Below are 19,812 nucleotides of genomic sequence, written 5' to 3'. Positions count from 1 at the left end.
TGAACGCAGTGCCATTGGCACCTGCGTATCGCCCGAACGCAGTACACACTCGCAGCTAGCAGTCAGTCCGGCGTGCGCGGCAACTGCAGGGTCACCCGCAGGCCGCCTTCACGCAGGTTCTGCAGGCTCACCTCGCCGCCATGGCTGTGGGCGATATTGCGTGCAATGCCCAACCCCAGGCCGTAGCCCTGCTGCTGCCCGGCCAGGCGGAAATGCGGCTCGAACACCTGCTCCAGGCGTTGTTCGGGCACGCCGGGGCCGTCGTCATCGACATGCAGCACGTAGGCCTGGGCATCGTCCTCGATATGCAGATGGGCGCTGTGGCCGTACTTGAGTGCATTGTCGATCAGGTTGCCGATGCAGCGGCGCAGCGCCAGAGGCTTGCCAGGGTAGGCAGCCTGGGCCTGGCCATGCACGGTCACCTGGCCTGTCCCCGTCGACGCCAGGTAGGGCTCGACCAGGCAATGCAGCAGGTGATTGAGATCCACCGGCTCGATGTTTTCGTGGATGTCGGTGTCCTTGACGCATTGCAGCGCGCCTTTGACCAGCAGCTCCAGCTCGTCCAGATCGCGACCGAACTTGGCCTGCAGCGCCTCGTCTTCCAGCAGCTCGACGCGCAGACGCAGACGGGTGATGGGGGTGCGCAGGTCGTGGGAAATGGCGCTGAACAGTTGCGCCCGCTCGGTCAGGTAACGGCTGATGCGCTCGCGCATGGCATTGAAGGCGCGGCTCACCTCCACCACCTCGCGCCCACCGCCCTCGGCCAGCGGCTCAACCTCGGCGCCCAGCGACATGTGCCGCGCCGCCCGCGCCAGACGCTTGAGCGGCCGGCTCTGCCAATGCACCAGCAGGCCGATGAACAGCAGCAGGAAGGCGCTGCTGAAGAGCATGAACCAGAGTTGCTGGGTCGGCAGCACCGGCTCCTCCAGGCTGGTATAGGGCTCGGGCAGCAGCGAGGCGATGTACAGCCATTCGCCGGGGGCCAACTGCATCTGGGTGACCAGTACCGGCGGCTTGACTGGCTCCAGGGTCAGCGCGTAGTGCGCCCAGGAGCGCGGCAGCTCGTCGAGCTTGAGGCCGCCATTGAAGATCAGCAGGTCGTCTGGGCTGACGAAGCTCACCGAGATGTCCGCACTGCCGCCAAGCGAATCACGCAGCACCTCGCTCACCGCGTCGGTCACCGCCTGCTTGCGTGGCGTGGCCGGCAGCAGCTTCATCTGCAAGGGGCGGTCATTGAGGCTGACCACGAAGCGCGTGCCGCCCATGCTGCGCAACTGGTCGAGCACCAGGGGGCGATAGGCGACCGGCAGCGAGCGGAAGTAACGCACGCTGGCCGACATCGAATGGGCCAGGCTGCGCGCGGCGGTGACCAGGCCTTCGAGCTGGGTGGCGCGCAACTGCGACAGCCAGATGGCGCTGGACAGCGCCTGCGCCACCAGCACGGCGAGCAGAGTCAGCAGCAGCATGCGCCCGAGCAGCGAGCGCGGGATCGGAAACAGCCGCCGCCACTCAGCGCGCATGGCCGGCCTGGGCGGTGACCGTTGCGGCCAACTGGTAGCCACTGCCACGCACGGTGCGGATCAGCCGGGGCGGCTTGTCGGTGTCGCGCAGACGCTGACGCAGGCGGCTGACGGCCATGTCGACGACGCGCTCCAGGGGCATCATCTCGCGGCCACGGGTGGCGTTGCCGATGGTGTCGCGGTCGAGAATCTGCTGCGGGTGGTCGAGAAACAGCTTGAGCAGGGCGAAGTCGGCGCCGGACAACAGCACCTCCTCGCCATCGAGATGGAACAGGCGGTGGCTGACCATGTCCAGACGCCATTCGTCGAAGGCCAGCACCTCGGGCGCGCGCTCCTGGGCGAAGTGCACGCGGCGCAGCAGCGCCTTGATCCGCGCCAGCAGTTCACGCGGGCTGAAAGGTTTGCCGAGGTAATCGTCGGCACCCAGCTCCAGGCCGATCACCCGGTCGGCCTCGTCGGAGCTGGCGGTGAGCATGATGATCGGCACCTGGGCGAAACGCCCGTGTTCGCGCGTCCAGCGACACAGGCTGAAGCCGTCCTCGTCGGGCAGCATCACGTCGAGAATCAGCAAGTCCGCGCCGCCCTCCTCCAGCGCCTGACGAAAGCCGGCGCCATCGGCCACGCTGCGCACCTGCAGGCCGGCGCGGCCCAGGTAGGTTTGCAGCAACTCGCGGATGTCCTGGTCATCATCGACCAGCAGGATGGATTTTCCGGTCGGGCTCACATCGATAGTCCTTGATCTTGTTGTTATGCAACGCCACGTGGGGCTATCACCTGCGCGCCAGATACTGCTCCGCCGCCACACCGGCACCCATCAGCCCTGGATACTCGGCCGTCACCAGCCACACCGGCAAGCCGTCGAAGTAACCGCTCATGCAGCCCTTGTCCCGCAGGCAACGGGAAAAACCGCTGGCCAGGAAGAACTCGGCGAAGCGCGGCACCATGCCGCCGGCGATATACACGCCACCGCGTGCGCCCAGGGTCAGCACGTTGTTGCCGGCCACCCGTCCCAGCAGGCAGCAGAAACTTTCCAGCACGCTGGCGGCCAGCGCGTCGCCCTCAAGCGCCGCGCCGGTGATCTGCGCGGCACTGTGCAACAGCGGCGGCTGGCCGTCCACCGCACAGGTGGCGCGGTACAGCGCCAGCAGGCCATTGCCGCTGAGCGCACCGGCCTCGGCGCTGACGTGCCCGAGCTGATCGTGCAGGACCTGCCAGAGCTGCGCCTCACGGGCATTACCGACCGGCAGATCGACATGCCCGCCTTCGCCCGGCAGCGCATGCCAGCCGCCACCCGGCAGCTCCAGCAGGGTGCCCACCCCCAGGCCGGTGCCGGCGCCGATCACCACCTGCGGGCGACCCGGCTCGGCCACGCCGGGGCAGACACTGATGCGCTCCTCGTCACGCAGGCAGGTCATACCCAGGGCCATGGCCGAGAAGTCGTTGATCAACAGCAGCTCGCGCACCTGCAGCTCGGCACAGAAGGCCGCACGGCTGATACGCCAGGCGTTGTTGGTGAAGCGAAACGGATCGACTTCCACCGGCCCGGCGCAGGCCAGGCAGACGGTCTGCACCTCCCCCGGCGCCAGCCCTACGGCGGCCATGTAGGCAGCCACGGCCTGCTCCGGCGTAGCATGCTCGGCCGTGGCCGAGACCCTCACCGCTTCGATACGGCCATCGCGCCACAGGGCGAAACGGGCATTGGTGCCGCCGACATCGCCGACCAGCACCAGGCTCATCGTAGCGACTCCAGTTCAGAGGTGAAGGCACTGGCGCCCTGCTCCGCCGGGCTGAAGGCGGCGCGCATGAAGGCGAACAGCTCGCGGCCACAGCCAACACCCGTGCCTTGTGGGCGCGGCGCCAGTTCGCGGGCGGCCCAGTCGGCCTCATCGACCAGCACTTGCAAGTGCCCGGTCACGCCATCGACGCGAATCACATCTCCATCGCGCACCTTGGCCAGCGGCCCGCCGTCCCAGGCCTCGGGGCTGACGTGAATGGCCGCCGGCACCTTGCCCGATGCGCCGGACATGCGCCCGTCGGTGACCAGCGCCACCTTGAAACCACGATCCTGCAGCACGCCCAGGTAAGGCGTGAGCTTGTGCAGCTCGGGCATACCATTGGCCTTGGGCCCCTGGAAGCGCACCACAGCAACGAAGTCGCGCTCCAGCTCACCGGCCTTGAAGGCATCGGCCAGCTCGGTCTGGGTCTCGAACACCCGTGCCGGGGCCTCGACCACCTGATGCTCCGGAGCCACCGCCGACACCTTGGCCACGCCATTGCCCAGATTGCCCGTGAGCACGCGCAGCCCGCCTTCCGGCGAGAAGGCCTCGCTCGCACCACGCAGGATGTCGCGATCCAGACTCTGCATCGGGCCTTCGCGCCAGACCAGGCGGCCATCGTCGAGGAAGGGCTCCTGGGTATAGCGTGCCAGGCCGGGGCCGGCCACGGTGTGCACGTCCTCGTGCAGCAGGCCGGCTTCGAGCAGGGTGCGTACCATGAAGGGCACACCGCCGCAGGCATGGAAGTGGTTCACATCAGCCTGACCGTTGGGGTAGACCTTGGCCAGTGTCGGGGTCACGGCGGAGATATCGGCCATGTCCTGCCAGGTCAGGTGGATGCCGGCAGCACGGGCGAAGGCCGGAATGTGCAGGGTGTGATTGGTCGAGCCGCCCGTGGCGTTGAGCGCCACCACCGAGTTGACGATGGCCTTCTCGTCGATGATCCGGCACAGCGGCGTGTACTCGCCGCCCTGGCGGGTCAGGCGTACCACCTGGCGTGCGGCCTCGGCGGTCAGCGCGTCGCGCAGCGGCGTGTAAGGGTTGACGAAGGACGAGCCGGGCAGGTGCAGGCCCATGATCTCCATGACCACCTGATTGGTATTGGCGGTGCCGTAAAAGGTGCAGGTGCCGGGGCTGTGATAGGACTTCATCTCCGACTCCAGCAGCTCTTCGCGGCTCGCCTTGCCCTCAGCGTAGAGCTGGCGCACGGCGGCCTTTTCCTTGTTGGGGATGCCCGAGGGCATCGGCCCGCCCGGCACGAAGATCATCGGCAGATGGCCGAAGCGCAGCGCGCCGATCATCAACCCCGGCACGATCTTGTCGCAGATGCCCAGAAGCATCGCCGCATCGAACATGTTGTGCGACAGCGCCACGGCGGTGGACATGGCGATCACCTCGCGGCTGGCCAGACTCATTTCCATGCCCGGCTCACCCTGGGTCACGCCATCGCACATGGCCGGCACGCCACCGGCCACCTGGCCGACCGAACCGATCTCGCGCAGCGCCTGCTTGATCATCTCTGGGTAATGCTCGTAGGGCTGGTGCGCCGAGAGCATGTCGTTGTAGGCGGTGACGATGCCGACGTTGGCCTCGTTCATCAGACGCAGGCGCTGCTTGTCGCCAGCGGAATTGCAGCCCGCCACGCCGTGGGCGAAGTTAGCGCACTGCAGCGTGCCACGATGCGGGCCCTGGCTGTCGGCGGCCGCCATCTGCACCAGATAACGTTTGCGGGTCGCACGGCTACGGGCAATGAGGCGCTCGGTGACCTCAAGAATGCGGGGATGCATGGTTTCGACTCCAGGCTTTCGAACAGCCATTAAATTGTATTTTTATCAAAATACTGACAGCCAAAGCGCTTGATTTCTAGCCTCACGGGAATAATCTTGTTTTAAAACAACAAAACGAGAAAAACCCCATGACACTGCGAATTGCCATCAACGGTTTCGGTCGCATCGGCCGCAACGTGCTCCGCGCCCTCTACACCCAGAACTATCGCGACGATCTGCAGGTGGTCGCGATCAACGACCTGGGCGACAGCGCGATCAATGCCCACCTGCTCAAGTACGACAGCGTACACGGCATTTTCGCTGCATCGGTCGAGACCGACGGGCAGAGCCTGATCGTCAACGGCGACGCCATCGCCGTCAGCGCCATCCGCAACCCTGCCGAACTGCCGTGGCAGGCGCTCGGGGTCGACGTGGTATTCGAGTGCACCGGCCTGTTCACCGAACGCGACAAGGCCGCCGCGCACCTGGCCGCTGGCGCGCGCAAGGTGATCATCTCAGCCCCGGCCAAGGGCGCCGATGCCACCATCGTCTATGGCGTCAACCACGATAGCCTGCGCGCCGATCAGCAGATCATCTCCAACGCCTCCTGCACCACCAACTGCCTGGCGCCGGTGGCCCAGGTGCTGCAGCGCGAACTGGGCATCGAAAGCGGGCTGATGACCACCATCCACGCCTACACCAACGACCAGAACCTCTCCGACGTCTACCACGCCGACCCCTTCCGCGCCCGCTCGGCCACCCAGTCGATGATCCCCACCAAGACCGGCGCCGCTGAAGCCGTGGGCCTGGTGTTGCCGGAACTGGCCGGACGCCTGACCGGCATGGCGGTGCGGGTGCCAGTGATCAACGTGTCGCTGGTAGACCTGACCGTGCAGGTGCAGCGCGACACCAGCGTTGAAGAGGTCAACGCCCTGCTACGCGCCGCCGCCGAAGGCTCGAAGGTACTGGGCTACAACCCGCTGCCGCTGGTGTCCTGCGACTTCAACCACAACCCGCTGTCGTCGATCTTCGACGCCAACCACACCAAGGTGAACGGCCGTCTGGTCAAGGTACTGGCCTGGTACGACAACGAATGGGGCTTCTCCAACCGCATGCTCGACACCTGCCTGGCGGCGTGTGCGGTGAGGTAAGGACATCGATTGACTGCCCCCCGGATCCAAGCGGCCGATAAGGCTGCGGGATACTGCCCCGAGGCCAAAGCCAGCTCGAAGTAGCAACTAAAGGGCAGGCGATGTGACAACACCGGCGGCGCACTTAAGCGCGCCGGATTGGCGCAAGTGCCTGCAAGCGCCTGACGCAAGGCTGCCAGCATGAACGCCACGAATATTGCTCGCAGCCAGCACGACCTGCCGGCGCAACAAAATCAAAGTGCCACTAGTCGTAAAGAATGTAGAAATCTAAGGGTCGGCCGATAGGATCCCATTAGAGCAGCGTGCAACCCTGCTCAGTACCGGCTGGCAAGGACAATCCGTTCGGTTACTTATCCGGTTGTGTTTTCAGAGCGACGCGCGATGAAGAAAACCCTGCTCGCCGTAAGAGCACTGATGTCCGCACCCAAGGACAACCCTGACCTGATCAAGGCGCAATACATCGCACTGGCTCGCCAACTGCCCATGATGTATTTCATTCTGCTGGTCAACACCCTGATGTTGGCCGGCACCCACCTTGCCTTCGCGCCGCGCTGGCTTGTGGTGTATTGCCCGTTGCTCATGATGGTGTTCGGCGTCATTCGCTCGGTCGGCTGGATACGCACACGCAAACAGGCGCAAAGCACGGAGCAAATGCTGACGGCACTGAAACGCACCAACATGCTCGCGCCTTTCGTGGCCGTGGCGTTCACTGCCTGGTCGCTGGCGCTGTTTCCCTATGGCAACAGCTATACCCAGGCGCATGTGGCCTTTTATATGGCGATCACCGTCATCGGCTGCATTTTCTGCATGATGCATCTGCTGCCAGCTGCCCTGGTCACCGCTGCGGTGGTCAACACGGCGTTCGTGCTGTTCTTCGCGTCGACCCACATCATTACCTTCGTGGCCACGGCGATTGATGTGCTGCTGGTATCCATCGCCATGCTGATCATTCTCAAGACGCAGTACGCCGACTTCACTCGCATGGTGAACATGCAGGCGCATACGGCAAAACTCAGCGAGGAAAACCTGCATCTGGCCAATCAGGACAGCCTGACCGGCCTGGCCAATCGCCGGCAGTTCTTCTCCCGCCTCGACACGCAGCTGTCCCGCGCCCGCAATCAGGAGGCTCGCCTGGCTGTGGGATTGATCGATCTGGATGGCTTCAAGCCGGTCAACGACCTGTATGGCCATCGCGTCGGTGACAAGCTGCTCTATCAGGTTGGCCAGCGCCTGAGCGGGCTGTTCGACGACGATGTGCACCTGGCCCGACTGGGCGGCGACGAGTTCGCCCTGATCATCACCAGGCCCATGAGCGACGAGCAACTCCGGGCGTTTGGCGAAAAAATCTGCACCAGCATGCGCGAGCCGTTTCTATTGGTGGACATCCCGATTCAGATCAGCGGCTCACTGGGTATCGCGACCTTCCCGGATCATGCCGCCAGCGCCGTGCAAGTGTATGAATACGCCGACTACGCCCTGTATCAGAGCAAGCGCCATCGCCCCGGAACGGCCTGCCTGTTCAGCGCCGTTCATCACCAGCAGCTCAACCGCGAAGGCCTGACCGAACAGACCCTGCGCAGGGCCGACCTGGAGCGTGAGTTTCACGTGGTGTTCCAGCCGATCATGGATATTCACCGTGAGCAAACCGTCGCCTTCGAGGCACTGGCGCGCTGGGAAAGCCCGGAGCTGGGTAGCGTGCCACCCAATGAGTTCATCCCGATCACCGAGCGTATCGGCCTGGTCAATCGCCTCACGCTACCGTTGCTGAGCAAAGCGCTGGAAGCCGCCGCGAGCTGGCCTGCAGGTATGCGCCTGTCATTCAATCTCTCCGCCCACGACTGTAGTTCGGAGGACGCCGCCCAGCAGATCGTCGAGCTGATCAAGAGCAGTCGTTTCGACCCGGCCTGTCTCGATCTGGAAATCACCGAAACAGCAGCCATTCAAGACCTGCCGCAGACCCAACGGACGATCAGCCGGTTGCGCGAACTGGGCTGCGGCATTTCACTCGATGACTTCGGCACCGGCTATTCCAGCCTGAGCCACATCCACGCGCTGTCACTGACCAAGCTGAAGGTGGATCGTACTTTCGTCACCGACATCCACGTCGATCCGGCCAGCTTCAAGATCGTCAGGTCGCTGGTTGCCCTGTGCCAGGACATGCAGCTGGAGTGCATCGTCGAAGGCGTGGAAACCGCCGCCGAACTCGACGCTCTAAAAAGTCTCGGCTGCGCCTGGGCCCAGGGCTACCTGTTCTCCAAACCCATGCACGCCAGCGAAATCAGCGCTTGGCTTGAGAACAAGCAACCGGCCAAGGCAGACGGTTTGATCCAGTGATAAGCGGGCGTAACGCGCGTTTACGTACGGGGAGACGCATAACCGCTACCTGCACTTGCCAGCCTCAAACGCCGTGGTCGCGACTGAGAGATAACGCTGAGAAAAGGACAGCCGTACCTGGATAGAATCGCCAGGCAATTCAAAGGAAACGCGCGCCCTGACATGGAAAGCTTCTTCTTCGACGCACCCTTGGGGATCATGATCGCAGCGATCACGCCCCTGCTCCTGCTGATGTGGATCGGGCTCATGGCCGCATTCGGCGAAATGATCTGGACGGACTGCTACAGGCTCAGCCGCCCGCACGACATCGTGAAAGCGGTGATCATCGATCAGAAACTTGTCAACGCACGCATCAGCGCTGGCAAAACCACAATTGTCAGTCTCAAACCCGTCTATCGCCTGCGTTACGAGTATGAACAGCGTACCTACGAAGTGGAGCATCTCGTGCTCAACCAAGAGCACGTCGAGTTCAACCAGCAGGCCGGCACTTTTCTACTCTACGTTCCCAAAGCGAACCCAGCCGATGCCACCCCGGAATCACCAAACGCCGCATCGCCATTCGCCGCGATCATGCTGATGATCATGGGCTACATGATCTGGGAAGCCGCGCCGACCCTGCTAACAGGGCTCTGAGCATGATCGTGGTCTTCATTCTGCTCGGCGGCCTACTGTGGCTGATCAGCCTGCTGCTTTTCGCCTTCTCCATCTGGGGCGTCTACAAACTCGCGCGACTGCTCTGGGAAAAAATCCACCGAGCTTTGCTGCGCCCGGGTACAGCGCAAATCACGGCCTATGAAGTATTCACCCCCGACCCCGAGGACATCCACGTCCAGGATACCCGCCCGCAAATCCGCTTCGAACTGGACTGCGAGCGCCATGGGCAACACTTTCAGATGTCCCTGGGACCGCTGACCTGCGAGGAACTGTTCCCCGCGCTGGATCTGCCAGCACACCATGTTGCCTGCTGGCTGAACGAGGACGATTGGCGCCAACTGCTGGAGAAGCGCTGGATCACCATCGCCTGCGATTGGCGCCAACGCCAGGCGATACTCACCAGTCAGATTCGTCGGGATAGACGCATTCTGCTGATCAGCTTCCTTAGCCTGAGCCTATTCGTACTCACTGTAACGCTCTCTCTGCTGCACCGCTGAAAGCATGCAGCCATGAAAAAACCGGCCGAAGCCGGTTTTCTCATGCATCACTCAGCGCAGCGGGATCACTCCCACTCAATGGTCGCTGGCGGCTTGCTCGACACGTCGTAGGTGACGCGGGAGATGCCGTCGATTTCGTTGATGATGCGGCCGCTGACGGTCTCCAGCAGCTCGTACGGCAGGTGTGCCCAGCGAGCGGTCATGAAGTCCACGGTTTCCACGGCGCGCAGGGCGACGACCCAGGCGTAGCGGCGGCCGTCACCGACGACGCCAACCGATTTCACCGGTTGGAAGACTACGAAGGCCTGGCTGGTCTTGTGGTACCAATCAGCCTTGCGCAGCTCTTCGATGAAGATGTGGTCAGCGCGACGCAGGATGTCGGCGTATTCCTTCTTCACTTCGCCGAGGATACGCACGCCCAGGCCCGGCCCCGGGAACGGGTGGCGGTAGACCATGTCGTAAGGCAGGCCCAGCTCCAGACCGATCTTGCGCACTTCGTCCTTGAACAGTTCACGCAGCGGCTCGACCAGTTTGAGGTTCATCTCCTCCGGCAGGCCGCCGACGTTGTGGTGGCTCTTGATCACATGGGCCTTGCCGCTCTTGGCGCCAGCCGACTCAATCACGTCCGGGTAGATGGTGCCCTGGGCGAGGAACTGGATGTTGTCCAGTTTGCTGGCCTCGGCATCAAACACGTCGATGAAGGTGCGACCGATGATCTTGCGCTTCTTCTCCGGGTCGGCTTCGCCAGCCAGATTACCGAGGAACTGCTCTTCGGCGTTGGCGCGAATCACCTTGACGCCCATGTTCTCGGCGAACATGGCCATGACTTGGTCGCCCTCGTGCAGGCGCAGCAGGCCATTGTCGACGAACACGCAGGTCAGTTGATCGCCGATGGCCTTATGCAGCAGCGCCGCAACCACCGAGGAGTCCACACCGCCGGACAGGCCGAGCAGCACGTTGGCATCACCAACCTGGGCACGCACGGCGGCGATGGCGTCTTCGACGATGTTGGCCGGCGTCCACAGGGCTTCGCAGCCAGCGATTTCCAGCACGAAGCGCGACAGAATGCGACCGCCCTGCTTGGTGTGGGTCACTTCCGGGTGGAACTGCACGCCGTAGTAGTGACGGGTGTCGTCACACATGGCGGCGATCGGGCAGCTCGGGGTGCTGGCGAGGATGTGGAAGCCTTCCGGCAGACGGGTGACCTTGTCGCCGTGGCTCATCCACACATCGAGGCCCAGCACGCCGTCGGCGTCGACATGGTCTTCGATGCCGGCCAGCAGCTCGCTCTTGCCGACCACGTCGACACGCGCGTAGCCGAACTCACGCAGGTCGGAGCCTTCCACCTTGCCGCCGAGTTGCTCGGCCATGGTCTGCATGCCGTAGCAGATGCCCAGCACCGGCACGTTGAGGTCGAATACGGCCTGCGGCGCACGCGGGCTGTTGGCTTCGTGCACCGACTCCGGGCCACCGGCGAGGATGATGCCGCGCGGGGCGAAGGCGCGGATGTCCTCGTCGCTCATGTCCCAGGGGTGCAGTTCGCAATAAACGCCGATCTCACGCACGCGGCGGGCGATCAGTTGGGTGTACTGGGAACCGAAGTCCAGAATGAGGATGCGGTGGGCGTGAATGTCGTGGGCCATGGCCGTCTCTCGTAGGTATTCACAAATGACACGGGGCTGATCGAACAGCCCCGTTATTCATACATGGCAAAAATCGATTTGCCGCGTCGCGAGCGACGAGCAGGCAAGGCGGAGAGAAACGAGAAAGCGGAGTTTGCTGAAGCAAATGAGCATTTCGAGTTTTTCTCCAACGCCGCATGCGCAAGCGCAGCAGCGTCAAATCGATTTTTTAGCCGACTCGGTAGTTGGGTGCCTCTTTGGTGATCTGCACGTCATGGACGTGCGACTCAGCCATACCGGCACCAGTGATGCGCACGAACTCCGGCTTGGTGCGCATCTCTTCGATGGTGGCGCAGCCGGTGTAGCCCATGGAGGCACGCAGGCCACCCATCAACTGGTGAACGATGGCCGCCATCGCACCCTTGTACGGAACGCGGCCTTCGATACCTTCCGGCACCAGCTTCTCGGCGCCGGCCGAGGAGTCCTGGAAGTAACGGTCGCTCGAACCTTGTGCCTGGGCCATGGCGCCCAACGAGCCCATGCCGCGGTAGGCCTTGTAGGAACGACCCTGGAACAGTTCGACTTCGCCCGGAGCTTCTTCGGTGCCGGCCAGCATCGAGCCGATCATCACGGCAGAAGCGCCAGCGACGATGGCCTTGGACAGGTCACCGGAGAAACGGATGCCACCATCGGCGATCAGCGGCACGCCGGTGCCCGCCAGCGCGGCAGCAACGTTGGCGACGGCGCTGATCTGCGGCACGCCGACACCAGCGACGATGCGCGTGGTGCAGATCGAGCCTGGGCCGATGCCGACCTTGACGCCGTCAGCGCCAGCCTCGACCAGTGCCAGAGCGGCCGCGCCAGTGGCGATGTTGCCGCCGATCACCTGGACATCCGGGAAGTTCTGCTTGACCCAACGCACGCGGTCGATCACGCCCTTGGAGTGGCCATGAGCGGTGTCGACGATGATCACGTCGACGCCAGCGGCAGCCAGAGCCGCCACACGGTCGCCAGTGTCAGCGCCGGTGCCGACGGCAGCGCCAACACGCAGACGGCCCTGGTCGTCCTTGCTCGCCAGCGGATAGGCCTTGGCCTTTTCGATGTCCTTGACGGTCATCATGCCCTTGAGCGCAAAGGCGTCGTCGACGATCAGCACTTTCTCGATGCGGTGCTTGTGCAGCAGCTCGCGCACGGCTTCCTTGGTGGCGCCTTCCTTGACGGTGACCAGGCGCTCTTTCGGCGTCATCACGTCGCGCACCAGGGCGTCCAGACGATTCTCGAAGCGCACGTCGCGGGAGGTGACGATACCGACCAGGTCACCGTTGGACAGCACCGGTACACCGGAAATGTTGTTCTGACGAGTCAGCTCGAACAGATCGCGCACGGTGGCGTCGGCTTCGATGGTGATCGGATCCTTGACCACGCCCGCCTCGAACTTCTTGACCTTGCGCACTTCGGCAGCCTGCTGCTCGATGGTCATGTTCTTGTGGATGATGCCGATGCCGCCTTCCTGCGCCATGGCGATGGCCAGGCGTGCCTCGGTCACCGTGTCCATGGCGGCGGACAGCAGTGGGATATTCAGTTCGATACCGCGCGTCAGGCGGGTCTTGAGGCTGACATCCTTGGGCAGAACCTCGGAATAACCGGGTATGAGCAGGACGTCGTCGAAGGTGAGTGCTTCTTGGCTGATGCGCAGCATGGCGGGCTCCCGAGCGGGAAAAATAAGAAGCGCGGCATTATACCCAGCGACCTCGCTGCACTCAATGCAAAGTGTTGATCGGCAGGCTGATTCTGACCTCACTGCCTCTCGCATCGAAACGACAACTGCCCCTAGGCATGCACAGGAGAGAACACATAAAATAATGATTCTCAAAAACGCCCGCACCTGAGTATCAAATGAAATCCAACCGCCCTTCCCTGAGTGGCTGTCACGCCGCTCTGCTCAGCCTTTGCCTGCTTCCCACCAGCGCTCTGCTGGCCCAGGAACTGGAATTGCCCAGCCAGGACATCACCGCCGCTCCCGCTGCCGATGAAAATGGCTACCAGGCCAAACGCGCCAGCACGGCGAGCAAATCTTCTGTCGCGCTCAAGGATGAGGCTCAATCGGTACAGGTGGTCACCCCGCAGACCATCGAGGACTTCCAGGTCAACTCGCTGGACGATGCGATGAAGTTCGTCAGCGGTATGACCCAGAGCAACACCCTGGCCGGCACCCAGGATGGCTTCGTCAAACGTGGCTTCGGCACCAATACCGACGGTTCGACGCTGCGCGACGGGGTGCGCAGCAACCTGTCACGCAACTTCGACGCGACCACCGAGCGCGTGGAGGTGCTCAAGGGGCCGGCCTCGCTGCTGTATGGCGCGCTGGAGCCGGGCGGGCTGATCAACGTCATCAGCAAGCGCCCCGAATACAGCCAGCGCACTCGTCTTTCAGGCGCACAGTCGAGCTTCGGCGGCGGCAACCTGTCGGTCGATACCACCGGCCCGCTGGGCGACAGCGGTTTCGCCTATCGTCTGGTGGCCGAGCGACAACACGAGGATTACTGGCGCAACTACGGCAGTGACGAGCGCAGCCTGATCGCTCCCTCGCTGAGCTGGACGGGCGAAGACCTGCGCATCGATCTGTCCTACCAGTACAAGGAATATTCCACACCGGTTGATCGCGGCACGGTGCTGGTCAACAAGCGCATCGCCAATACCCGCTACAACCAGCAGTTAGGCGAGCCCTGGGCGAAGAACGAAGGTATCGACCAGATCTTCGATGCACGCATCGAGTACCAGTTGAACCCGGACTGGAAGACCCGCTTCACCTACAGTTTCAATCAGGAGAAGTACGACTTCGCCGAGGCGGTAGCCACTGCGGTGAATGCCAATACAGGCGCCCTGACCCGCCGCGCCAACGGCGCCGAATACGACAACCAGGTGCAGTACGCTGCCTGGGACTGGATCGGTGACACCCTCCTGTTCGACCAGCGCCACGAAATGCTGCTGGGTATCGATGATGAGCAGGTCGATAACTTCCGCGGTGACACGTACCGTGGCGCTGCCAGCAGCAACTTCAACATCTATAACCCGGTCTACGGCAACCTCGCCGAATCGAGAGCCTTGAGCGCCACGCAAAGCGACCGCCGCGATGAACTGCACTCCAACTCGATCTACGCCAAGGACAACTGGCATCTCGACGATCAGTGGATTCTGGTGCTCGGTGGTCGTTATCAGCGCTACGACCAGTATCTGGATCAGGGTCTGGGCAGTAACTACGACCGCCTGATCGACGATCAGGGCCAGGCCTTCATGCCGTTCGCGGGGGTGGTGTTCGCCGTCACCAACAAGCTCTCGCTCTATGCCAACTACAGCGAGTCGTTCAAACCCAACCAGTCCGACAGCCTGTCCGACGCCAGCGCCTATGACCCCGAGGAAGGCAAGAGCCGCGAAGTCGGCGCCAAGTACGACATCACGTCCGACCTGAGCGCCAACATTGCTTTCTACGACATCGAGAAGAAGAACGTAGTGGTCACCAACAATGGCAACGACGAAGCCGCCGGCAAGGTCGGTTCACGCGGTATGGAGATCGATCTGACCGGGCGCATCGCCGAACGCTGGAACCTGATCGCCACCTACGCGTACACCGACACGGAAATCCTCGACGACCCGGATGACAAGGGCAACGCCCTGGTCAACGCGGCGAAGAACATGGGCAGCCTGTACCTGAGCCACGACCTGGCGATGCCGAGCGAATTCGGTCTCTGGCGCGTTGGCGGCGGCGCACGCTACGTCGGCAAGCGCGCGGTGGACAATGCCAACAGCGCATGGCTGGACAGCTACACCGTCGCCGACGCCTTCGTCTCCTGGGAAACCACGCGCCTACTGGGCGACAAGACCACGCTGCAACTCAATGCCAACAACCTGTTCGACAAGGAGTACTACCCCTCCAGCGGTGGCGACCTGCGTATCGCCGTCGGCGAGCCACGCGAGCTGCGCCTGTCGGCCAGCGTCGAGTTCTGAAACGTCCCGTGGGAGGCGCTTCAGCGGCGACTGAAACATGAAGTCGCGGCTAAAGCCCCTCCCACGATTTCAGAAAACGGCTCAAGCCGGATCGTCCACCCGCACCTGCCTGACGGCAAAGCCCAGGCGTTCGCCGAACTCTTCGACGAACGCCGGGCGCAGGCCAGCCTCAGCCCATCCGTTGAAGATGAAGCCCAGGTTGGAAAAGCCACAGGGTTGCAGGAACAGGAAGCCGTTGATGTCGTCTTCGTGCCCGCATTCCGGACAGGTGAAGTTGTCGGTTTCCCCCGGCCACCACACCTCTAGGCTGTCGAACAGCGGCACGCCCACTTCGCGGCGGCATTCGGCGCAGCCCGCCTCTTCGAGAAAATCCCGCGTCGGCACATAGATGCAGCGCTTGGTGATGATTTCCAGACCATTGTGCGGCTGACCGTAAGGCAGCAACTCCGGGCGCTGAGCAATGCGCCGAGCACCTGGCCCGATGGCGTAGGCCATGCCGTTGCCGCCCTGACCGCAGGTGGTCGGCAGCGCCGCGACGATCTCCCGCTTGACCAGCCAGCGCAGCATGGCCTGGGCCTTTTGCTCATGGGCGGGAAGCGTGGATATCTGCGGGACGAGGATCAGTTGCGCGGTCATGGTGCTCGGGAAGCTGGCGAGGAAAGGGCGGCAGCTTAGCCGCTGCAGCCAGCCAATCAAGCCCCGCGACAGACCGCCGAAGCCCCCTGCGCCTGGCGCCGCGCTAGCCAGCGCGCCCGCAGCACGTCATAGATCCAGTTGAAGCCCAGGGTATAGGGCAGGAAGAACAGGATCAGCCCGATATCGAGCAGCAGCGCCTCGAGCAGGCTGATCGACAACCACCAGGCCGCCAGCGGTACCAGCATGACCACCAGGCCACCTTCGAAGAGCAGCGCATGGCTGAGCCGTGCCCACAGCCCGCGCTCGAAACCCAGGTGCTGCTGCGCCCGGTCGAACAGGTAGTTGAACAGCATGTTCCAGAGCATGGCGACGGTGGAGAACATCAGGGTCAGCGCCCCGAGGTGCACCAAGGGTTTGTCCATGACCCAGGCCAACGCAGGTGCGCAGATGAGCACGGCGATACCCTCGAAGGCCAGGGCGTGACCGATGCGCTCACGCAGGGAGCGCGGCAGGGGCTGATTCATGGAGCGAACCTCGTGATGAATGACGATGGGCGCTATGATCATCGGCTTACCAGCCAAACCAAAGGCAGCAGCCATCGGCTAAACCGATATGAATATATCTCCCGAAGCCCTCCAGGCCTTCGCCCAGGCCGCCAGTTGCGGCTCGCTGAGCGCCGCCGCACGGCGCCTGGGCAAGAGCCAGTCGACCGTCAGCGAGGCCGTCGCCCGCCTGGAAATCGATCTGGGCGTGCCCCTGTTCGAGCGCGGCCCACGCACGCTGCAACTGACCGCAGCCGGTGCCAGCCTGCTGGATCATGCCGAACAGGTGCTCTGCGCCGCCGACCGCCTGGCACGACATGCCGCCAGCCTGGCCAAGGGCCAGGAGGCGCGCCTGACCCTGGCGCTGTCCGATGCTTACCAGCCCAAGCGTTTCGAGGCCCGTCTGCAGGAGCTGGATCAGCGCTTTCCCGACCTGCAGTTCGAGAGCCTGATCGCCGAGCAGGCCGACGTGCTCGACCTGGTCACCCAGGGCCGTGCGCAACTGGGGCTGATCGCCGCACTGCCGACCTACCCGCCGCATATCGCCCACACCCGCCTGGAAATGAGCAGCGAATTCGGCCTGTTCGTGGCCAAGGATCATCCGCTGAGCAGGCTGGCCCAGGTGCGCACGGAAGAGCTGTCGCACTGGCGCCTGCTGCGCCTGAGCAGCGTCGCCAACGACGACAGCAACAGCGACAATCTGCCCGGCAGTGGCGGGCGCTGCTGGGCCGCGCCGGATTACCTGATGCTGTTGGAGATGGCGCGCCTGGGCTTCGGCTGGGCCGAGCTGCCCCGGCAACTGGTCGAGGCCTACGGTTTCGATGGCCTGCATGAACTGCCCTGCAACGGCTGGCCGCGCCAGGTGACGGTGGACGCCATCTGGTCGCGTCAGCGCGAACTCGGCCCGGTGGCGGCCTGGTTGCTGGAACGTCTGCTCGAAGACAGTTGAGCGCCTCTGCGCTTATCATGCCGCCCCATGATCAAGGATCCCTTCGCCCGCCTGAACCTCGACCGTGAGGTGCTCAGCGTCAGCCAGCTCAATAACCGCGCCCGCCTGCTGCTGGAGGACGTGTTCTCCGGCATCTGGGTCGAGGGGGAAATATCCAACCTCGCCCGTCCGGCCTCCGGCCACATCTACTTCACCCTGAAAGACAGCCAGGCCCAGGTGCGCTGCGCGCTGTTCCGGCAGAACGCCGCACGCGTGCGCCAGGCGCTGCGTGATGGCCTGGCGGTGAAGGTGCGCGGCAAGGTTTCGCTGTTCGAGGGCCGCGGTGACTATCAGTTGATCCTCGATGCGGTGGAGCTAGCCGGTGACGGCGCCCTGCGCCTGGCCTTCGAGGCACTCAAGGAAAAGCTCGGCGGCGAAGGGCTGTTCGCCACCGAGCGCAAGATCGCCCTGCCCGCTCATCCCAAGCGCATCGGCATCGTCACCTCGCCGACCGGCGCGGTGATCCGCGACATCATCAGCGTGTTCCGCCGCCGTGCGCCGCAGGTGGAGCTGAACCTGATCCCCACCGCCGTGCAGGGCCGCGAGGCCACCGCGCAGATCGTCCGCGCCCTGCAACGCGCCGACGCGCAAGGGTTCGACGCGCTGATCCTGGCCCGTGGCGGTGGCTCGCTGGAAGACCTCTGGTGCTTCAACGAGGAAGCCGTGGCCCGCGCCGTTGCGGCCTGCGTCACGCCCATCGTCAGCGCCGTGGGTCATGAGACGGATGTGTCCATCGCCGACTTCGTTGCCGACGTGCGCGCGCCGACGCCCTCGGCCGCCGCCGAACTGCTGGCCCCGGACAGCAGCGAGCTGGTGCAGCGCCTGCACAACCTGCAGCGCCGCCTGGTGCTGCAGATGCAGGGCCGCCTGGCCCGCGAGCGCCTGCGCCTGGAAGGCACCAGCCGGCGTCTGCGCCACCCCGGCGAGCGGCTGCGCCAGCAGGCCCAGCGCCTGGATGATCTGGACATGCGCCTGCGCCGCGCCTTCAATCAGCAACTGGCCAATCAACGCGAGCGCCTGGCGCGTCTGGATGCGCGTCTTGCCGCACAGCATCCGGGACGAGGCCTGGCACTGCTGCGCCAGCGCCTCGATGGCCTGGCCGCACGCCTACCCCGCGCCATGCAAGGACAATTGCGCAGCCAGCGCCAGCAATTGGCGGCATTGGCCGGCCAGCTACAGATCGTCAGCCCACTGGCCACCCTGGGTCGCGGCTACAGCATCCTCCTCGACGAACGTGGCCAGGCGGTGCGCAGCGCGGCGCAGACCCAACCGGGCCAGCGCCTCAAGGCACGCCTGAGTGAAGGCGAGCTGGACGTGCGTGTCGAAGACAACCACATACAACCGGCGACCCTGTCGCTGCTGGATTAAACGAATGGCGACATCCCTGCGTAGGAGCGAGCTCTGCTCGCGAACATTTATGATGCAGAAGCTTCGCGGGCAGAGCCCGCTCCTACACAAGCTAGGTCTCTTAGTCCTGACGCTGTGCCTGACCCTGCCCGCCCACGCCGAAGGCTTTATCACCCGCCTGCTGAACAAGCCAGTACCCGGTGGCGTGGCGGTGGTCGATCTGGGTGATCAGGCGCAGGCGCCCAAGGTGCGTTACCAGGGCAAGCCGGTACTGACCGTGCAAGAGGACGGCAAACGCTGGATCGCCATTGTCGGCATTCCGCTCAGCGTCAAACCCGGCGCTCAGCAAGTGACGGTCGAAGGCAGCCAGGCACTGAGCTTCCAGGTCGGCGCCAAGCATTACGCCGAGCAGCGCATCACCATCAAGAACCAGCAGCAGGTCACGCCCAACGCCAAGAACCTCGCGCGCATCGAGCGCGAGCTGGCCGAGCAGACCCGCGCCTATCAACAATTCAGCGCCCGCCAGCCAAGCAACCTGCTGTTCGACAGGCCGGTCAACGGGCCACTGTCGAGCCCCTTCGGCCTGCGCCGTTTCTTCAATGGCGAGGAGCGCAACCCACACTCGGGCCTGGACTTCGCGGCCAACCGTGGCACCTCGATCAAGGCCCCGGCAGCCGGCAAGGTCATCCTTATCGGCGACTATTTCTTCAACGGCAAGACGGTGTTCCTCGACCATGGCCAGGGGCTGATCAGCATGTTCTGCCACCTGTCGGCCATCGACGTGAAGCTGGGTGACGAGATCCCGCGCGGCGGCCACATCGGCAAGGTCGGCGCCACAGGGCGCGCCACCGGCCCGCACCTGCACTGGAACGTCAGCCTCAACGATGCCCGCGTCGATCCGGCCATTTTCATCGGTGCCTTCAAGCCCTGAGCCGACGCAACCGGCAACACCTGGCGTTTCGATTGGCAATGCTT

General features: G+C 63.9%; 16 protein-coding genes. 8 read left to right on the top strand and 8 right to left on the bottom strand.

Annotated features, from left to right (window positions below; translation table 11 throughout):
• Window positions 1-62: 62 nt before the first annotated feature.
• Genes ACODS1_RS00680 through edd form a run of 4 tightly spaced genes read right to left on the bottom strand, consistent with a single transcriptional unit; the run spans window position 63 to window position 5,082 of the window.
• A complete protein-coding gene (locus ACODS1_RS00680; RefSeq protein WP_489084129.1) occupies window positions 63-1,520 on the bottom strand; it encodes an ATP-binding protein in 1,458 nt (485 codons plus the stop codon).
• Window positions 1,510-2,244, bottom strand: a complete 735-nt coding sequence (locus ACODS1_RS00675; RefSeq protein ID WP_489084128.1) for a response regulator — start codon at window positions 2,242-2,244, stop codon at window positions 1,510-1,512. The genes ACODS1_RS00680 and ACODS1_RS00675 overlap by 11 nt, the downstream gene beginning before the upstream one ends.
• A 46-nt stretch (window positions 2,245-2,290) precedes the next feature.
• The gene (locus tag ACODS1_RS00670) at window positions 2,291-3,256 is read right to left on the bottom strand and encodes a glucokinase (RefSeq protein ID WP_489084127.1); all 966 of its coding nucleotides are present in this window, start codon (window positions 3,254-3,256) and stop codon (window positions 2,291-2,293) included.
• Window positions 3,253-5,082, bottom strand: coding sequence for a phosphogluconate dehydratase (gene edd, locus ACODS1_RS00665; protein WP_489084126.1), 1,830 nt, complete (start codon window positions 5,080-5,082; stop codon window positions 3,253-3,255). The genes ACODS1_RS00670 and edd overlap by 4 nt, the downstream gene beginning before the upstream one ends.
• A 128-nt stretch (window positions 5,083-5,210) precedes the next feature.
• Here edd and gap point away from each other — a divergent pair, with 128 nt between their 5' ends.
• From gap to ACODS1_RS00645, 4 genes are all read left to right on the top strand, one after another.
• Window positions 5,211-6,212 carry a type I glyceraldehyde-3-phosphate dehydrogenase gene (gene gap / locus ACODS1_RS00660; protein WP_489084125.1) on the top strand — a complete coding sequence of 334 codons (1,002 nt, stop codon included), beginning with the start codon at window positions 5,211-5,213 and terminating at the stop codon, window positions 6,210-6,212.
• A gap of 381 nt (window positions 6,213-6,593) precedes the next feature.
• A complete protein-coding gene (locus ACODS1_RS00655) occupies window positions 6,594-8,546 on the top strand; it encodes a putative bifunctional diguanylate cyclase/phosphodiesterase (RefSeq protein WP_489084124.1) in 1,953 nt (650 codons plus the stop codon).
• Window positions 8,547-8,708: 162 nt separating this feature from the next.
• On the top strand, window positions 8,709-9,179 hold the full coding sequence (locus ACODS1_RS00650; protein ID WP_322981098.1) for a hypothetical protein: 471 nt from the start codon (window positions 8,709-8,711) through the stop codon (window positions 9,177-9,179).
• Between the two features lie 2 nt (window positions 9,180-9,181).
• Entirely contained in the window at window positions 9,182-9,697 is a 516-nt protein-coding gene (locus tag ACODS1_RS00645; protein ID WP_489084123.1) for a hypothetical protein, read from the top strand.
• A gap of 65 nt (window positions 9,698-9,762) precedes the next feature.
• Here ACODS1_RS00645 and guaA read toward each other — a convergent pair whose 3' ends face one another.
• Together guaA and guaB are read right to left on the bottom strand one after the other, a co-directional pair.
• A complete protein-coding gene (gene guaA / locus ACODS1_RS00640) occupies window positions 9,763-11,340 on the bottom strand; it encodes a glutamine-hydrolyzing GMP synthase (protein WP_489084122.1) in 1,578 nt (525 codons plus the stop codon).
• Between the two features lie 208 nt (window positions 11,341-11,548).
• Window positions 11,549-13,018 (bottom strand): IMP dehydrogenase, encoded by a 1,470-nt coding sequence (gene guaB / locus ACODS1_RS00635; RefSeq protein ID WP_322981101.1) that lies wholly within the window; start codon window positions 13,016-13,018, stop codon window positions 11,549-11,551.
• Window positions 13,019-13,215: 197 nt separating this feature from the next.
• Between guaB and ACODS1_RS00630 the strand changes: the two genes are divergently transcribed.
• A complete protein-coding gene (locus tag ACODS1_RS00630; protein ID WP_489084121.1) occupies window positions 13,216-15,324 on the top strand; it encodes a TonB-dependent siderophore receptor in 2,109 nt (702 codons plus the stop codon).
• Window positions 15,325-15,405: 81 nt separating this feature from the next.
• Here the strand turns inward: ACODS1_RS00630 and ACODS1_RS00625 are convergent, their stop codons facing one another.
• Both ACODS1_RS00625 and ACODS1_RS00620 read right to left on the bottom strand, forming a co-directional pair.
• Complete coding sequence (locus tag ACODS1_RS00625; RefSeq protein WP_489084120.1) at window positions 15,406-15,960, bottom strand: sugar ABC transporter ATPase; 555 nt, start codon at window positions 15,958-15,960, stop codon at window positions 15,406-15,408.
• 56 nt (window positions 15,961-16,016) lie between these two features.
• Window positions 16,017-16,484, bottom strand: coding sequence for a multidrug/biocide efflux PACE transporter (locus ACODS1_RS00620; RefSeq protein WP_489084119.1), 468 nt, complete (start codon window positions 16,482-16,484; stop codon window positions 16,017-16,019).
• Window positions 16,485-16,572: 88 nt separating this feature from the next.
• On the opposite strand from ACODS1_RS00620, the gene ACODS1_RS00615 reads away from it, so the two are divergent.
• Genes ACODS1_RS00615 through ACODS1_RS00605 form a run of 3 tightly spaced genes read left to right on the top strand, consistent with a single transcriptional unit; the run spans window position 16,573 to window position 19,768 of the window.
• Window positions 16,573-17,451, top strand: coding sequence for a LysR family transcriptional regulator (locus ACODS1_RS00615; protein WP_489084118.1), 879 nt, complete (start codon window positions 16,573-16,575; stop codon window positions 17,449-17,451).
• A 27-nt stretch (window positions 17,452-17,478) separates the two neighbouring features.
• A complete protein-coding gene (gene xseA / locus ACODS1_RS00610) occupies window positions 17,479-18,858 on the top strand; it encodes an exodeoxyribonuclease VII large subunit (RefSeq protein WP_489084117.1) in 1,380 nt (459 codons plus the stop codon).
• A gap of 52 nt (window positions 18,859-18,910) precedes the next feature.
• A complete protein-coding gene (locus tag ACODS1_RS00605) occupies window positions 18,911-19,768 on the top strand; it encodes a peptidoglycan DD-metalloendopeptidase family protein (RefSeq protein WP_489084537.1) in 858 nt (285 codons plus the stop codon).
• The last annotated feature ends 44 nt before the right edge of the window (window positions 19,769-19,812 follow it).

The sequence above is a fragment of the Pseudomonas sp. FG29 genome, assembly GCF_057809355.1.
Note: the sequence above shows the minus strand (reverse complement) of the source record. Positions and strands in the feature narration are given on the sequence as shown.

Bases quoted from the DNA above. Each gene is read 5' to 3' on its own strand.
- ACODS1_RS00650 (WP_322981098.1), top strand. From the start codon at position 8,709: ATGGAAAGCTTCTTCTTCGACGCACCCTTGGGGATCATGATCGCAGCG.
- guaA (WP_489084122.1), bottom strand. From the start codon at position 11,340: ATGGCCCACGACATTCACGCCCACCGCATCCTCATTCTGGACTTCGGT.
- gap (WP_489084125.1), top strand. From the start codon at position 5,211: ATGACACTGCGAATTGCCATCAACGGTTTCGGTCGCATCGGCCGCAAC.
- ACODS1_RS00670 (WP_489084127.1), bottom strand. From the start codon at position 3,256: ATGAGCCTGGTGCTGGTCGGCGATGTCGGCGGCACCAATGCCCGTTTC.
- edd (WP_489084126.1), bottom strand. From the start codon at position 5,082: ATGCATCCCCGCATTCTTGAGGTCACCGAGCGCCTCATTGCCCGTAGC.
- ACODS1_RS00680 (WP_489084129.1), bottom strand. From the start codon at position 1,520: ATGCGCGCTGAGTGGCGGCGGCTGTTTCCGATCCCGCGCTCGCTGCTC.
- guaB (WP_322981101.1), bottom strand. From the start codon at position 13,018: ATGCTGCGCATCAGCCAAGAAGCACTCACCTTCGACGACGTCCTGCTC.
- ACODS1_RS00615 (WP_489084118.1), top strand. From the start codon at position 16,573: ATGAATATATCTCCCGAAGCCCTCCAGGCCTTCGCCCAGGCCGCCAGT.
- ACODS1_RS00625 (WP_489084120.1), bottom strand. From the start codon at position 15,960: ATGACCGCGCAACTGATCCTCGTCCCGCAGATATCCACGCTTCCCGCC.
- xseA (WP_489084117.1), top strand. From the start codon at position 17,479: ATGATCAAGGATCCCTTCGCCCGCCTGAACCTCGACCGTGAGGTGCTC.
- ACODS1_RS00655 (WP_489084124.1), top strand. From the start codon at position 6,594: ATGAAGAAAACCCTGCTCGCCGTAAGAGCACTGATGTCCGCACCCAAG.
- ACODS1_RS00605 (WP_489084537.1), top strand. From the start codon at position 18,911: ATGCAGAAGCTTCGCGGGCAGAGCCCGCTCCTACACAAGCTAGGTCTC.
- ACODS1_RS00630 (WP_489084121.1), top strand. From the start codon at position 13,216: ATGAAATCCAACCGCCCTTCCCTGAGTGGCTGTCACGCCGCTCTGCTC.
- ACODS1_RS00620 (WP_489084119.1), bottom strand. From the start codon at position 16,484: ATGAATCAGCCCCTGCCGCGCTCCCTGCGTGAGCGCATCGGTCACGCC.
- ACODS1_RS00645 (WP_489084123.1), top strand. From the start codon at position 9,182: ATGATCGTGGTCTTCATTCTGCTCGGCGGCCTACTGTGGCTGATCAGC.